Below are 14,724 nucleotides of genomic sequence, written 5' to 3'. Positions count from 1 at the left end.
CTGGGTCCACGCTGAACAAAGGAGCTGAACGATGCTGAAAGTGGGAGAACTTGCCGCGCTGGCCGGACTGACGGTCCGCACGCTGCACCATTACGACAGCATCGGGCTGCTCCAGCCTTCGGCGCGTTCCGATGCCGGCTACCGGCTCTACAACCGCGACGACGTGGCGCGCCTGCACCAGATCCAGGCCCTGCGTTCGTTCGGCATGAGCCTGGCCGACATCGGCCTTTACCTGGACAGTCCGGAAGGCAGTCCGCTGGCCGTGGTCGAGCGGCAGTTGCGTGCGCTCGACCAGCAGATCGCCGAGGCGGCGCGGGTGCGCGAGCAGCTGCAGCGCCTGCACGGCGAGCTGGCGGCCGGCCGCCAGCCGGACCTGTCCACCTGGCTGGACTCACTGGAGCAGATGAGCATGTACGAAAAATACTTTACGCAGGATGAACTGGCGCGGATTCCGCTGTACCACGACGAGGCGATCAAAGCGCAATTCAAGGCGCTGGTCGACGAAGCCATGGAAATGATCCGCACCAAGGTGGCGCCGGATTCCGAGAGCGCCAAGGCATTCGCACGACGCTGGCTGGAAGCCTTCGGCCAGGGAACCGGCGGCGATGCCGAACTCGCCGCCCGCATCAACCTCATGATGCAGCGTGAGAGAGAAGCCGGGGGCGTGCCTCCCGAGCTCATGAACTACGTGATGGCCGCGATCGGCGAGCTGAAAAACGACGTCTGGGCGAAGTATCTGGCGCCGGACGTGCTCTCCCGCATGCGCCACCACTGGACGACCCGCGGCGGCGAGTGGACGGTCCTGATCGGCAAGGTGCGCGAACAGATGCGCCTCGACCCGGACGCTGGGCAGCCGGCCTCGCAGGCGCTGGGACGCCAGTGGATGGAACTGTTCCACGATATGGTCGGCACCGACCCGCAGACGGTCACAGACTTCCGCCGTGCGACGGAAGAAGAACCGCTGCTGCGCAAGGGGTCGGGGATCAGCGAGGATGCGCTCGCCTGGCTACGCAAGGGCTTGCAACGCCGGTGACGCGCGCACGCGGGCACGTCACCAATAAAAAAGGCTCCCCGCGGGGAGCCTTCTTTTTACCGGACCGGCAGATTACGCCAGCTTGCCGTGGCAAGCCTTGAACTTCTTGCCGCTGCCGCAAGGGCAAGGATCGTTGCGGCCGACCTTCATGCCCATGTAGGTGGTGGCCGGGTCGTCGCTCACCGCGGTGGTGCCGGCGGTTGCGGCCTGGGGCGCCATCAGTTCTTCCGGGGCCGCAGTCGGGTCGAAGTCGGCGTGCTGGTAGTTGACGTTTTCCAGGTGCGCAGCGGCCGCCTGCATGGCCGCTTCGGCCGCCTCGACTTCTTCGCGGGTCTGGATGCGGACCGTCATGATGGTGCGGATCACTTCGTTCTTGATCTGGTCCAGCATGGCGCCGAACAGCTCGAAGGCTTCGCGCTTGTATTCCTGCTTCGGGTTCTTCTGGGCGTAGCCGCGCAGGTGGATACCCTGGCGCAGGTGGTCCAGCGCCGCCAGGTGCTCGCGCCAGTGGGTGTCGATATTCTGCAGCATGACGTTGCGTTCGAAGCCGCCGAAGGCATCCTTGCCGACGATCGCCACCTTGCTGTTGTACGACTCGTCGGCGGCGGCCAGCACGCGCTCGAGGATGTCGTCGTCGTTCAGGTTCGGTTCGTCCTCCAGCAGCTGCGCCAGCGGCACTTCCAGCGCCCACTCGTCGTTCAGCACGCGCTGCAGCGACGGAATGTCCCACTGCTCTTCGACCGATTCGGCCGGCACGTAGGTGCGCACCACGTCGGTGAACACGCCCACGCGCAGCGAGGAGATCAGCTCGGAGATGTCGGCCGACTCCAGCAGTTCGTTACGCTGGGTGTAGATCACCTTGCGCTGGTCGTTGGCGACGTCGTCGTATTCGAGCAGCTGCTTGCGGATGTCGAAGTTGCGGGCCTCGACCTTGCGCTGCGCCGACTCGATCGAGCGGCTCACGATGCCGGCCTCGATCGGTTCGCCTTCCGGCATCTTCAGGCGGTCCATGATCGCGCGCACGCGGTCGCCGGCGAAGATGCGCAGGAGCGGATCGTCCAGCGACAGGTAGAAGCGCGAGGAACCCGGGTCGCCCTGGCGGCCCGAACGGCCGCGCAGCTGGTTGTCGACGCGGCGGGATTCGTGGCGCTCGGTGCCGATGATGTGCAGGCCGCCCTGCGCCACCACGTGGTCGTGCAGCGACTGCCATTCGTCGCGCAGCTTCTGCGACTGTTCGTTCTTCTGCTCCGGCGACAGCGCTTCGTCGGCTTCGATGAACTGGATCTGCTTCTCGACGTTACCACCGAGGACGATGTCGGTGCCGCGGCCCGCCATGTTGGTGGCGATGGTGATCATCTGCGGACGGCCGGCCTGGGCGATGATTTCCGCTTCGCGGGCGTGCTGCTTCGCGTTCAGCACGTTGTGCGGCAGGTTCGCCTTGCTCAGGATCCCGGACAGCAGTTCCGAGTTCTCGATCGAGGTGGTGCCGACCAGCACCGGCTGGCCGCGCTCGTAGCAGTCGCGGATGTCGTTCAGCATCGCGCCGTATTTTTCCTCGGCCGACTTGTACACCTGGTCCTGGCGGTCCTTGCGCTGCGATGGACGGTTGGGCGGGATGACCACGGTCTCGAGGCCGTAGATCTCCTGGAATTCGTAGGCTTCCGTGTCGGCGGTACCGGTCATGCCGGACAGCTTGGTGAACATGCGGAAGTAGTTCTGGAAGGTGATCGAGGCCAGGGTCTGGTTCTCGTTCTGGATGCGCACGCCTTCCTTGGCTTCCACGGCCTGGTGCAGGCCGTCGGACCAGCGGCGGCCCGTCATCAGGCGGCCGGTGAATTCGTCGACGATCACCACTTCATTGTTCTGCACCACGTAGTGCTGGTCCTTGTGGTACAGGACGTGCGCGCGCAGGGCGGCGTACAGGTGGTGGATCAGGGTGATGTTGGCGGCGTCGTAGAGCGAGGCGCCTTCCGGCAGCAGGCCCATCTTGGTCAGGATGGCTTCCGCCTTCTCGTGGCCGGCCTCGGTCAGCAGCACGGTGTGCGCCTTCTCGTCCTTGGTGTAGTCGCCCGGGACTTCGACCTCGCCCTTGCCGTCCGGGGTCTCTTCGCCGATCTGCAGCGTCAGCAGCGGCGGGACTTCATTGATCTTGTGGTACAGGTCGGTGTGGTTCTCGGCCTGGCCGGAGATGATCAGCGGGGTGCGGGCCTCGTCGATCAGGATCGAGTCCACCTCGTCGACCACGGCGAAGTTCAGGCCGCGCTGCACGCGTTCCTTCACGTCGTAGACCATGTTGTCGCGCAGGTAGTCGAAGCCGTATTCGTTGTTGGTGCCGTAGGTGATGTCGGAACCGTAGGCCTTCTGCTTGCTGTCGTGATCCATCTGCGACAGATTGACGCCGGTGGAGAGGCCCAGCCAGCCGTACAGGCGGCCCATCTGGTCGGCGTCGCGCTGTGCCAGGTAATCGTTGACGGTCACCACGTGCACGCCCTTGCCGGACAGCGCGTTCAGGTAGACCGGCAGGGTTGCCATCAGGGTTTTACCCTCGCCGGTGCCCATCTCGGCGATCTTGCCATAGTGCAGGACCATGCCGCCGATCAGCTGCACGTCGAAGTGGCGCATCTTCAGCACACGCTTGGCAGCCTCGCGGCAGACCGCAAACGCCTCGGGCAGGATGTCGTCGAGCGTGGCGCCGCCGGCGATCCTTTCCTTGAATTCGGGAGTTTTTGCCTGGAGTTCGGCGTCCGACAGCTTTTCCATCTGCTGCTCGAGCGCGTTGATGTCGCGCACGGTTTTTTGGTATTGCTTGAGCAGACGCTGGTTACGGCTGCCGAAAATCTTGGTCAGGAATGACATGCTGTGTTCTTAAAAAGTACGCCGCGAAAAAGCCATGGATGATATCAAAATAATATCCGCCGAAGACCGCCTATGGCAAAAAGCCACCGATTTTATCATGCGATCCGGCCACACTTGGGGGTGAACGGACGTATCACAAGTGCAAGCGGACAAACAATGTTATCAAATTGCACTCGAAAACACATTTTCGGTACGCTTCTTTATGAGCATGGTCTGGCTGTGGTATGTTCCGCCCATGCAGTCACCCAAGCCTCCCTATCATATCTACGGCACCAAGGTCCGCCGCACGTCGATCGAGGCGACCGATTTCCTGCGCCGTAACGACCGCCTGGCCAGCCTGCTGCCGGCGGCAACGCGCATGGCCAAGCTGCAAAAGGATGTGCGGCTCATCCTGCCGCCCATGTATGCGAATTGCGAAGCGCTGGCGGTGCAGGAAGGCGTACTGACCCTGGCTGTGCCCTCCTCCGCCGTGGCGGCCAAGCTCAAGCAGCAGGCGCCCAAGCTGCAGGCGGCGCTGCAGAAGAAGGGCTGGCAGGTGGATTCGGTGCGGATCAAGATCCAGGTGGGACGCGCCCTGCCGGTCGAGGAGGAAGGCTTGAAACCGTCCTCGCTGGAGCTGCCGCCGACGGCGGTGCAGGCGTTCGAGGAATTGGGCGACGCCTTGCCGGCATCACCGCAGAATGCGCCGCTGATCGCGGCGATCAAGCGGCTGGCTGAGAAACGGAAACAGAAGGGCTGATCAAGTCAGCGCCCACTCCCGCTCCATCTGCGCGCCATACGACTCCGGCGCCCTCGCCTGTTCCTGGAAAGTCACGATCTCGTAGGCTTCCGGATGCGACAGCAGTTCGCGCAGCAGCAGGTTGTTCAGGCCGTGGCCGGACTTGTGCGCTTCATAGCTGGCCAGCAGCGGATGGCCGACCAGATACAGGTCGCCGATCGCGTCGAGGATCTTGTGGCGCACGAACTCGTCTTCGTAACGCAGGCCGTCCGCATTCAGGATGCGGTACTCGTCCATCACGATCGCGTTTTCCAGCGAGCCGCCACGGGCCAGGCCCATGCCTCGCAGGCTTTCGACGTCCTGCATGAAGCCGAAGGTACGGGCGCGCGCGACGTCGTGCACGTAGGAGACCTTGCCGAAGTCGACCTCGGCGCGCTGCATGGTGCCGTCGACGGCCGGGTGGTTGAATTCGATGAAGAAGTCGAGCTTGAAGCCGTCGAAGGGCGTCAGACGGGCCCACTTCTCGTTGTTGCCGCTGCCCTGGCGCACTTCGACCGGTTTCAGCACGCGGATGAATTTCTTGGCGGCGCCCTGCTCCTGCACGCCGGCCTGCTGCAGCAGGAAGACGAAGGACGAAGCGGAGCCGTCCATGATGGGGATTTCTTCGGCGGTGACGTCCACGTACAGATTGTCGATGCCGAGGCCGGCGCAGGCCGACATCAGGTGCTCGACGGTCGAGACGCGTGCATTGTCCTTGCTGAGGACCGAGGCCATGCGGGTGTCGCCGACGATTTCCGCGTTCGACGGGAACTCGACCACGGGGTCGAGATCGACGCGGCGGAACACGATGCCGGTGTCCGGCTCAGCCGGGCGCAGGGTCAGTTCGACCTTGGTGCCCGAGTGCAGGCCGACACCTGTCGTACGCACCAGCTGTTTGATTGTTCTTTGTTTGAGCATCCGCTGATTATATAGGAGGCCCCTTTTGTTCGCCGATGACCTGCTCTGCCGGTGGCAGGAACACCACGTTTTCAGGGGTGTTCGGCCTCGGCGTGGGAGGTTTCGTGGCGAATCAGGTACAAGCCGCTGCCGATGATGATAGCCGCACCGATCAGCGTGTATTGGTCGGGCAAGGTTCGCCAGAGCACCCAGTCGATCGCGATGCCGCAGGCCAGGGCCGTGTACTCGAAAGGCGCGACCACCGAGGCTTCGCCGTGGCTGAAGGCTTCGGTCAGCGCCAGCTGGGCCAGGAAACCGCTGAGCGCCAGGCCGCCCAGCAGCGGCAGGTGGCGCGCCTGGACCGGAGTCCAGTCAGGCAGGGCCAGTACGGTGGCACCGGCGGCCATCAGCAGCATCAGCCAGAACACCATCTGCTCGCTGGAGTCGCTGCGCGCCAGCACCCGCCCGGTCACGGCCGACACCGCATAGCACACGGCCGCCACCAGGATCGCCAGGCCGCCCAGGGTCAGGAAGCCGTCGCCGCTGGGGCGCAGCACCACCAGCACGCCGGCCATGCCGATCCCGATCGCCAGCCAGCGCGCGCGGTCCACGCGTTCCTTCAGCACGAACACGGACATCGCCGTGATCAGGATCGGGCCGATGAAGAAGATGGTATAGGCCTCGGCCAGCGACAGCCCGCGCACGCCGTAGGCGAACAGGGACAGCATGACGATGCCGATCGCGGCGCGCAGCAGGTGCAGCGGCCAGCGGACTTTCATGATCGATCGGAAGCCGCCACGCCAGGCCACGTAGACGCAGACCAGCGGCAGCGAAGCGAGAGACCGCAGCGCCGCCACCTGCATCGCCGGGAATTCGGCGGACAGGATCTTCATGATCGTGTCCATGATGGAAAACATCAGCACCGCGGCCAGCATCGCCTGGATGCTGCGCAGGTTGCCGCTCCATCTGGCGCTGCGTACGGCTTGGGTCAAAGGCGTTTTTCCATGAATACGGACAGCGGGTCTTCAGTATATTCACCGAAGGGAGCGCTGCGCACGAAACCGGCGCGTTCATACAGGCGGATGGCTTCCGGCTGGTGGATGCCGGTCTCCAGCTTCAGTTCGCGCAGGCCGCACATGTTGGCGAAGATGCCGATGTGCTCGAGCAGCTGGCGGCCGGTGCCGAGGCCGCGCTTGGTTTCGTCGACGAACATGCGCTTGATTTCGCCATAGCCTTCACGCCGGACCAGGGCCGCGCAGCCGACGGCGCTGCCGTGGACGTCGCGCGCGACCAAAAACAAGACATCACCTCCCGTCAGGGAGTGGATGTCCATTATGTGATTGCTCTCGGCCGGGTACAGCGACGCGCAATAGGCGTCGAGGCGCGCGAGCAGGTCCCGGACCTCGGGCTGGTCCGGTGATTCGGCGTTGACGATCAAGCCGCTTAGCCCAGCTGTTCCAGCAGCTTCTCGGCCGACGAGACTTCGAAGCCGGCGGTTTCGACGTTCAGCTGCTTGACGACGCCGTCGACGACCAGCATCGAGTAGCGCTTGCTGCGGGTGCCCATGCCGTGCTTCGAGAAGTCGGCGTCCAGGCCCAGGGCCTTGCTGAAGGCGGCGTTACCGTCGGCCATCATGCGGACGATGCCGGTGGCTTTCTGGTCGCGGCCCCAGGCGCCCATCACGAAGGCGTCGTTGACCGACACGCACCAGATCTCGTCGACGCCCTTGGCCTTCAGCTGGTCTGCCAGCTGGATGTAGCCCGGCAGGTGCTGGGCCGAGCAGGTCGGGGTGTAGGCGCCCGGCAGGCCGAAGATGGCGATGGTCTTGCCCTTGACGAGGTCGGCCGTGTTGAAGGTGTTCGGGCCGAGCGAGCAGCCTTCGGTTTCGGTCTCGATGAACTCGGACAGGGTGGACTCGGGCAGGCGATCGCCGATCTGGATGGTCATAGCAGAAACTCCATGTTGTGATTAACAGAACCCGCAAGTATGCCCGATCTGGAGAAATTCGGGGTCAGAGCACTTTTTTCTCAAAATTCGGGGTCAGAGCACTTTTTTGAACAATGTTTTCACGGTCAGTTCTGGGCGGCCCCTTGAGGCCTTGCCTGGAGATGCTTGTAATCCCTCTGTAGCATGCAAGCCGTCGAGAGGTCGAAAAGCAATTTTCCAAAAAAGTGCTCTGACCCCGAATTTGCTTCGAAATGTGCTCTGACCCCGAATTAAAAACAAAAAGCCCGTATCGCTTGGACGATACGGGCTCTTGCATCATGGAGCGCCGGTGGTCAGCCGGCTGGAGTGTGCTCTAGTCGGCTTGCTCAGTCAGCTTGTTTACGCAGGAAGGCCGGGATGTCGTAGGTCTCGACGCCGTTGTTCTGCATCGCGCGGACCTGCTCCGAGGCCTGCTCGCGGCGCCACACGGCCGGCTGCTTCATGCCGGCGTCGGTGCCGCCGGTGCTGATCGAGCCCATGCCCATGCCGCCTGCGGAGACGGTGGCGGCGCCCGACATCATCGGCGAACCGTAGGTACCGGTGCGCAGGACCTGCTGCGGCTGTACCAGCGAGATGTTGGCCTTGTTCTTGCCCAGGCCGGTCGCGACCACGGTCACGCGCAGTTCGTCGCCCATCTCGTCGTCGTAGGCGATGCCTTGTGCGATGGCGGCGTCCGGAGCGGCGAAGGCGCGCACGGCGGCCATGACTTCCTTGATCTCTTTACCTTTGAGGTTGCGCGATGCGGTGACGTTCACCAGCACGCCCTTGGCGCCCGACAGGTCGATACCGTCCAGCAGCGGCGACGCCACGGCCTGCTCGGCGGCGATGCGTGCACGGTCGACGCCCGATGCGGTCGCGGTGCCCATCATGGCCTTGCCCTGCTCGCTCATGATGGTCTTGACGTCGTTGAAGTCGACGTTGATGTGGCCCGGGACATTGATGATCTCGGCGATACCGGCAACGGCGTTGTTCAGCACGTCGTCGGCATGCTTCATCCAGTCCAGCATCGATTCGTCTTCGTAGATGTCTTCCAGCTTTTCGTTCAGGATGACGATCAGGGAGTCGACGTGCTTGGTCAGCTCGGCCAGGCCGTTCTCGGCCACGTCCATGCACTTCTGGCCTTCGTACGAGAACGGCTTCGACACGACGGCGACGGTCAGCGCGCCCATGCTCTTGGCGACTTCCGCGACGATCGGCGCGGCGCCGGTGCCGGTGCCGCCGCCCATGCCGGCAGCGATGAAGACCATGTGCGCGCCGCGCAGCGAGTCTTCGATGCGTGCACGCGATTGCTCGGCCAGCTGGCGGCCGACTTCCGGACGCATGCCGGCGCCCAGACCGGAATCGCCGATCTGGATGATGTTGTGCGCGCTCGAGGCGGCCAGCGCCTGTGCGTCGGTGTTTGCGGCGATGAACTCGACACCGGCGACACCTTTATTGATCATGTGCTGGACAGCGTTACCACCCGCGCCGCCAACCCCGACGACCTTGATGACCGTACCCAGTGCTGCGTTATCGACCATATCGAACTCCATGATGAACTCCTAATCTCAATGTGCCGTTCCCAAGCTGCAGACCTCATCGGTCGCGATCAAACCTGCAGATTGGAAACGCGCTTGTATTGTAAAAATATTTGCGTGCGTTGACCAACAAAAACGTAACTTCTTGTAGCTGAAATTCTTAAAAGTTCCCTAAAAACCACTCCTTCATGCGCTGCCATACCGCTTTCACCGATCCATCCTGGCGCGTGACGATATGGCCGCGCAAATACTGCTTCTTCGCTTCCAGCAAAAGGCCGAGAACGGTCGCGTAGCGCGGACTGCGCACCACGTCGGCCAGCTGGCCGCGATACTCCGGCGTGCCAAGGCGCGCCGGCTTCAAAAAGATGTCTTCGGCCATCTCGATCATGCCCGGCATGATCGACGAACCGCCGGTCAGCACGATGCCCGACGAGAGCACGCCCTCGTAGCCGGACTCGCGCACCACCTGGTGCACCATCGCGAACAATTCCTCGACGCGCGGCTCGATCACCGCCGCCAGCGCCTGGCGCGACAGCGAGCGCGGACCGCGGTCGCCCAGGCCCGGCACTTCCAGGGTCTCGCCCGGATCGGCCAGCACCTGCTTGGCCACGCCGTAGCGGATCTTGATCTCTTCCGCTTCGCCGGTCGGGGTGCGCAGGGCCATCGCGATGTCGCTGGTGATCTGGTCGCCGGCGATCGGGATCACGGCCGTGTGGCGGATCGCGCCATCGCTGAACACGGCGATGTCGGTGGTGCCGCCGCCGATGTCGATCAGGACCACGCCGAGTTCCTTCTCGTCGTTGGTCAGCACGGAATCGGCCGACGCCATCGGCTGCAGGATCAGGTCCGAGACCTCGAGCCCGCAACGGCGCACGCACTTTACAATATTCTGAACGGCGGACACCGCACCTGTAACAATGTGCACGCGCACTTCCAGGCGGATGCCGCTCATGCCGATCGGCTCGCGCACGTCTTCCTGGTTGTCGACGATGAATTCCTGCGGCACCGTGTGCAGCAGCTGCTGGTCGGTCGGGATGTTCACGGCCTTGGCAGTCTCGATCACGCGCGCCACGTCGGTCGCGGTGACTTCCTTGTCCTTGATCGCCACCATGCCGCTCGAGTTGAACGAACGGATATGGCTGCCGGCGATACCCGCATACACGTTGCGGATCTTGCAGTCGGCCATCAGCTCGGCTTCTTCGAGCGCGCGCTGGATGGATTCGACGGTCGCTTCGATGTTGACGACAACGCCCTTCTTCAAACCTTTCGACTCGTGCTGGCCGAGTCCAATTACTTCATGGCGCCCATCGGCCATCACCTCGGCCACCACCGCCACCACCTTCGAGGTGCCGATGTCGAGACCGACGATCAGGTTCTTTGCGTCTTTAGTCATTTCTTGTCGCCTGCTGATTAAGTTTGCTTTGTTGTTTTGGTAGGTGCTTTTTTCTTTGCCGCCTTGACCGGCTTGGTGGCATCCGCCGGTATGCTCAGGGCAGACGACGACAGTGCCAGCCCGTTCGGATAGCGCATGTCGATGGTGTCGATATGCCCTTCCTGCAGGCGCGCCACCAGCTGGGGGTAGATGCTCACCAGCCGCTGCACGCGCGCCTTCATGCCATCCTTGCCCTGGTCGCGCTCGCGGCCCAGCTCCACGCTCATGCCGTTGTCCAGCCGGACCGTCCAGGCGTAGCGCTTCGACAGGCTGAGCGAAGTCGGCACCAGGCGGATCGGCGCGAACAGGCCGCGCAGCTCCGCAAAGCGCGCCAGGACTTCCTTTTCGCTGCCGGGAGGACCGTCGAAAGCAGGCAGCTCATGGTCCTCGTCGGCTTCGGCCAGGTTGGCGGTGAAACTGTCGCCCTTCACGGACAGCAGGCGGCCATCCTCGCCCCAGGTGCCGAGCGCTTCGTGTTCCTCGACCTGGACGATCAGCTGGTTCGGCCATTCGCGGCGCACGCTGGCCTTGCGGACCCAGGGCACGGCCTCGAAGGTGCCGCGCACCTGCTCCAGGTCGGTGGTAAAGAAATTCCCCTTGATCTTGCCGAGCACGCCGTTGCGCACCGTGAGTTCGTTCACGTGCTGCAGGTCCAGGCCGTACATGCTCTCGACGCGCACCGCGCGCAGGGTGAACATCGGACGCTGCGATATCCACCATACGCCCGAGGCGATACAGGCGAGCGCCACCAGCGCGGTGATCGCGCCGGATGTTGCGTTCAGGGCTCGCGTGTCATGCCACATCGTCTTACGCCTTTTCCTTCTTGTTCTGACCGATCTTCAGCGACGCCGAGCGCAGGATCGCCACGCACAGGTCTTCATAGCTCGTACCCTCGGCGCGCGCGGCCATCGGCACCAGCGAGTGCGTGGTCATGCCCGGCGAGGTATTCACTTCCAGCAGGAAGAACTGGTTATCCGATTCGCGCAGCAGCACGTCGATGCGGCTCCAGCCTTCGCAGCCGAGCGCGCGGTAGGCCTTCTCGACCTCGCGCTGGATCGCCTCGGTGGTGGCGGCATCCAGCGGCGCCGGGCAGTAGTACTTGGTGTCGTCGGTGAAGTACTTGTTCTGGTAGTCGTACTTGCCTTCCGGGGCCACGATCTCGACGATCGGCAGCGCGCGCGCGGTCGGGCCGGTGCCCAGCAGCGGTACCGAGAATTCGCGGCCTTCGATGAACTGCTCGGCCAGCACCAGCTTGTCGTACTGGCGCGCCAGTTCGACAGCAGGCTTCAGGTCTTCCACGCGGGTTACTTTGGTGATGCCGATGCTCGAACCTTCCAGCGGCGCCTTGACGATCAGCGGCAGGCCGAGATCCGCCACCACCTTGTCCAGATCCGTGCTGTCGTCGATGACGGCGTACTTCGGCGTCGAGACGCCGTTCGCCAGCCACACGATCTTGGTGGTGATCTTGTCCATGCCGACGCTCGACGCCATCACGCCGCTGCCGGTGTAGGGAATGCCGAGCTGCTCGAGGGCGCCCTGCAGGCTGCCGTCTTCGCCATAGCGGCCGTGCAGCGCGATGAAGACGCGGTCGAATTTTTCGGCTGCCAGATCGGCCAGCGAACGCTCGGCCGGGTCGAAGGCATGGGCGTCCACGCCTTTCGATTGCAGGGCCTGCAGCACGCCGGTGCCGGACAGGATCGAGATCTCGCGCTCGGCCGAGCGGCCGCCGAACAGGACGGCGACCTTGCCGAGGTCCTTGATCTCAGAAGGAGTCAGAGTACTCACGATGCTACCTTTTGAAGCTGGGTCAGTTGATGCGGAACGCCGCCGATCGAGCCGGCGCCCATGGTGAGCACAACGTCGCCGTCGCGCGCCACCTTCAGGATCGTCGCCGGCATATCGGCGATCGACTCCACGAAAATCGGTTCGATCTGGGTGCCGGCGCGCAGCGCGCGCGACAGCGCACGGCCGTCGGCCGCCACGATCGGGGTTTCGCCGGCCGCGTATACCTCGGCCAGCAGCAGCACGTCCGGTGCGGCCAGCACCTTGACGAAGTCTTCGAACAGGTCGCGAGTGCGGGTATAGCGGTGCGGCTGGAAGGCCAGCAACAGGCGCCGGCCCGGGTAGGCGGCGCGCGCCGCGGCCACGGTCACCTGGGCTTCGACCGGATGGTGGCCGTAGTCGTCCACCAGCGTGAAACTGCCGCCGGATTCCAGCGGGATCTCGCCGTAGCGGGTGAAGCGGCGGCCGACGCCGCGGAACTCGGCCAGGCCGGCGGCAGTTGCTTCGTCCGGGATGCCGATCTCGCGCGCAATCGCAATCGCCGAGCAGGCGTTCAGGACATTGTGCATGCCCGGCTGGTTCAGCACGAAGCTGGTGTCCGGATAGCCTTCCTGGCGCACGATGAAGCGCATGCGGGTGCCGTCGGCGCGGGCTTCCATGGCGCGCACTTCGGCGTCCTCGGAAAAGCCGTAAGTCGTCACCGGCTTGGTCACCTGCGGCAGGATGGCGCGCACGTTGGCGTCGTCGATGCACATCATCGCGCGGCCGTAGAACGGCAGGCGGTGGGTGAAGTTCACGAACGCCGCCTTCAGCTTCTCGAAGTCGTGCTCGTAGGTGTCCATGTGGTCGGCGTCGATGTTGGTGATCACCTCGATCATCGGCGACAGGTTCAGGAAGGACGCATCCGACTCGTCGGCCTCGGCCACGATGTAGTCGCCGGTGCCCAGCTTGGCGTTGGCGCCGGCCGCGGTCAGACGCCCGCCGATCACGAAGGTCGGGTCCAGGCCGCCCTCGGCCAGCACCGACGCCACCAGGCTGGTGGTGGTGGTCTTGCCGTGGGTGCCGGCGATGGCGATGCCGCGCTTCAGGCGCATTAGTTCGCCCAGCATGATGGCGCGCGGCACGATCGGGACCTTGGCGGCGCGCGCGGCGACGACTTCCGGATTCGCTTCGTTGACGGCGGTCGAGGTGACGACGGCGTTGGCGCCGCGGATGTTCTCGGCCGCGTGGCCGATGCAGACCGTCGCGCCCAGTTCGGCCAGGCGCTGGCTGGCGGCGTTCGAGGCCAGGTCCGAGCCCGACACCTTGTAGCCGAGGTTCAGCAGCACCTCGGCGATGCCGCTCATGCCGCTGCCGCCGATGCCGACGAAGTGAATATGCTTGATCTTGTGTTTCATCGTCCCGCCAATTCTTCTAAAACGTTTGCAATCGCCGCATTGGCGTCGCGCCGGCCGACCGCCTGCGCCGCTTCCGCCATCTTCAGGCAGGCTTCACGGTCGGTCGCTTGCAGCAGCTTCGCCAGATGCTGCGGATTCAGTTCGCCCTGCGGCAGGTGGATCGCCGCCTTCTGCTTGTCCATCCAGATCGCGTTGTCGCGCTGGTGGCTGGTGGTGCTGGCGACGAAAGGCACCAGCACGCTGGCCACGCCGGCCGCCGTCAGTTCCGACACCGTGATCGCGCCGGCGCGGCAGATCACCAGGTCGGCGTTTGCGTACTCCGCCGCCATGTCGTCGATGAAGTCGACCACATTGGCCTGCACGCCCGCGTTGGCATAAGCGGCTCGCAGGGCTTCGATGTTCTTCTTGCCCGACTGGTGGGTGACGATCGGACGCTGGCCTTCCGGAATCAGGGCCAGGGCTGCCGGCACGCTGTCGTTCAGCACCTTGGCGCCCAGGCTGCCGCCCACCACCAGGATGTTCAGGGCGCCGCTGCGGTTGGCGAAGCGGTGGCCCGGCGACGGCATCTCCAGGATCTCCTTGCGCACCGGGTTGCCGGTGACGACCGCCTTGCCGGCCGCCTTACCGAAGTCCGCCGGGAAGCCGAACAGCACGCGCTGGGCGATCGGCGTCAGGGTCTTGTTCGACAACAGCAGTGCGGCGTCGGCATTCACCAGCGCCAGCGGCACGCCGCGCGAGCGCGCCATCATCCCGCCCGGCACGGTCACGTAGCCGCCCATGCCCAGCACCACGTCCGGCTTGCGCGCGGCGATGAAGCGGCGGCAGGCGGCAAACGCGCCCAGCATCTTGAAGGCGCCCGTGATTGTGTGGCCCAGGCCCTTGCCGCGCAGGCCGGCGAAATCGATGCTGTCCATCGGAATGCCGTGCTTCGGCACGATGTCGCATTCCATGCCGTGGGCGGTGCCCAGCCAGCTGACTTCCCAGCCGCGCTCGCGCATGGACTGCGCAATCGCGATGCCCGGGAAGATGTGGCCGCCGGTGCCGGCCGCCATGATCATGAGTTTCTT

Annotated in this window: 13 protein-coding genes; 2 read left to right on the top strand and 11 right to left on the bottom strand. The window is 64.4% G+C overall.

The window, feature by feature from the left end; genetic code table 11:
* Nucleotides 1–31 precede the first annotated feature (31 nt).
* The gene (locus AC07PE_RS13655) at nt 32–1,033 is read left to right on the top strand and encodes a MerR family transcriptional regulator (RefSeq protein WP_498765232.1); all 1,002 of its coding nucleotides are present in this window, start codon (nt 32–34) and stop codon (nt 1,031–1,033) included.
* Between the two features lie 72 nt (nt 1,034–1,105).
* On the opposite strand, the gene secA is transcribed toward AC07PE_RS13655, so the two are convergent.
* Nucleotides 1,106–3,889 (bottom strand): preprotein translocase subunit SecA, encoded by a 2,784-nt coding sequence (secA, locus tag AC07PE_RS13650; protein ID WP_498765230.1) that lies wholly within the window; start codon nt 3,887–3,889, stop codon nt 1,106–1,108.
* A 235-nt stretch (nt 3,890–4,124) separates the two neighbouring features.
* Between secA and AC07PE_RS13645 the strand changes: the two genes are divergently transcribed.
* Nucleotides 4,125–4,628 (top strand): DciA family protein, encoded by a 504-nt coding sequence (locus tag AC07PE_RS13645; protein WP_498765228.1) that lies wholly within the window; start codon nt 4,125–4,127, stop codon nt 4,626–4,628.
* Here AC07PE_RS13645 and lpxC read toward each other — a convergent pair whose 3' ends face one another.
* The 10 genes from lpxC to murG all read right to left on the bottom strand — a co-directional run bounded on the left by lpxC (nt 4,629) and on the right by murG (nt 14,715).
* Nucleotides 4,629–5,564 carry a UDP-3-O-acyl-N-acetylglucosamine deacetylase gene (gene lpxC / locus AC07PE_RS13640; RefSeq protein ID WP_498765226.1) on the bottom strand — a complete coding sequence of 312 codons (936 nt, stop codon included), beginning with the start codon at nt 5,562–5,564 and terminating at the stop codon, nt 4,629–4,631.
* Between the two features lie 71 nt (nt 5,565–5,635).
* Entirely contained in the window at nt 5,636–6,478 is an 843-nt protein-coding gene (locus AC07PE_RS13635; protein WP_498766057.1) for a DMT family transporter, read from the bottom strand.
* 53 nt (nt 6,479–6,531) lie between these two features.
* Nucleotides 6,532–6,981, bottom strand: coding sequence for a GNAT family N-acetyltransferase (locus AC07PE_RS13630; RefSeq protein ID WP_498765224.1), 450 nt, complete (start codon nt 6,979–6,981; stop codon nt 6,532–6,534).
* Between the two features lie 5 nt (nt 6,982–6,986).
* On the bottom strand, nt 6,987–7,490 hold the full coding sequence (locus tag AC07PE_RS13625) for a peroxiredoxin (RefSeq protein ID WP_230020412.1): 504 nt from the start codon (nt 7,488–7,490) through the stop codon (nt 6,987–6,989).
* 365 nt (nt 7,491–7,855) lie between these two features.
* A complete protein-coding gene (gene ftsZ / locus AC07PE_RS13620) occupies nt 7,856–9,061 on the bottom strand; it encodes a cell division protein FtsZ (protein WP_498765221.1) in 1,206 nt (401 codons plus the stop codon).
* 145 nt (nt 9,062–9,206) lie between these two features.
* Nucleotides 9,207–10,439, bottom strand: coding sequence for a cell division protein FtsA (gene ftsA / locus AC07PE_RS13615; protein WP_052233471.1), 1,233 nt, complete (start codon nt 10,437–10,439; stop codon nt 9,207–9,209).
* A 17-nt stretch (nt 10,440–10,456) separates the two neighbouring features.
* Entirely contained in the window at nt 10,457–11,281 is an 825-nt protein-coding gene (locus AC07PE_RS13610; RefSeq protein WP_498765219.1) for a cell division protein FtsQ/DivIB, read from the bottom strand.
* A gap of 4 nt (nt 11,282–11,285) precedes the next feature.
* Nucleotides 11,286–12,263, bottom strand: coding sequence for a D-alanine--D-alanine ligase (locus AC07PE_RS13605; protein ID WP_498765217.1), 978 nt, complete (start codon nt 12,261–12,263; stop codon nt 11,286–11,288).
* Nucleotides 12,260–13,657: a UDP-N-acetylmuramate--L-alanine ligase gene (gene murC, locus AC07PE_RS13600; RefSeq protein WP_498765215.1), complete on the bottom strand. Its 1,398-nt coding sequence runs from the start codon at nt 13,655–13,657 to the stop codon at nt 12,260–12,262. Before murC ends, AC07PE_RS13605 begins: the two co-directional genes overlap by 4 nt.
* A complete protein-coding gene (gene murG, locus AC07PE_RS13595; protein ID WP_498766055.1) occupies nt 13,654–14,715 on the bottom strand; it encodes an undecaprenyldiphospho-muramoylpentapeptide beta-N-acetylglucosaminyltransferase in 1,062 nt (353 codons plus the stop codon). Before murG ends, murC begins: the two co-directional genes overlap by 4 nt.
* Nucleotides 14,716–14,724: the final 9 nt, after the last annotated feature.

The organism is Telluria sp. GW821-FHT07G12, from assembly GCF_059418525.1.
This window is presented reverse-complemented; position numbering and strand designations above follow the sequence as displayed.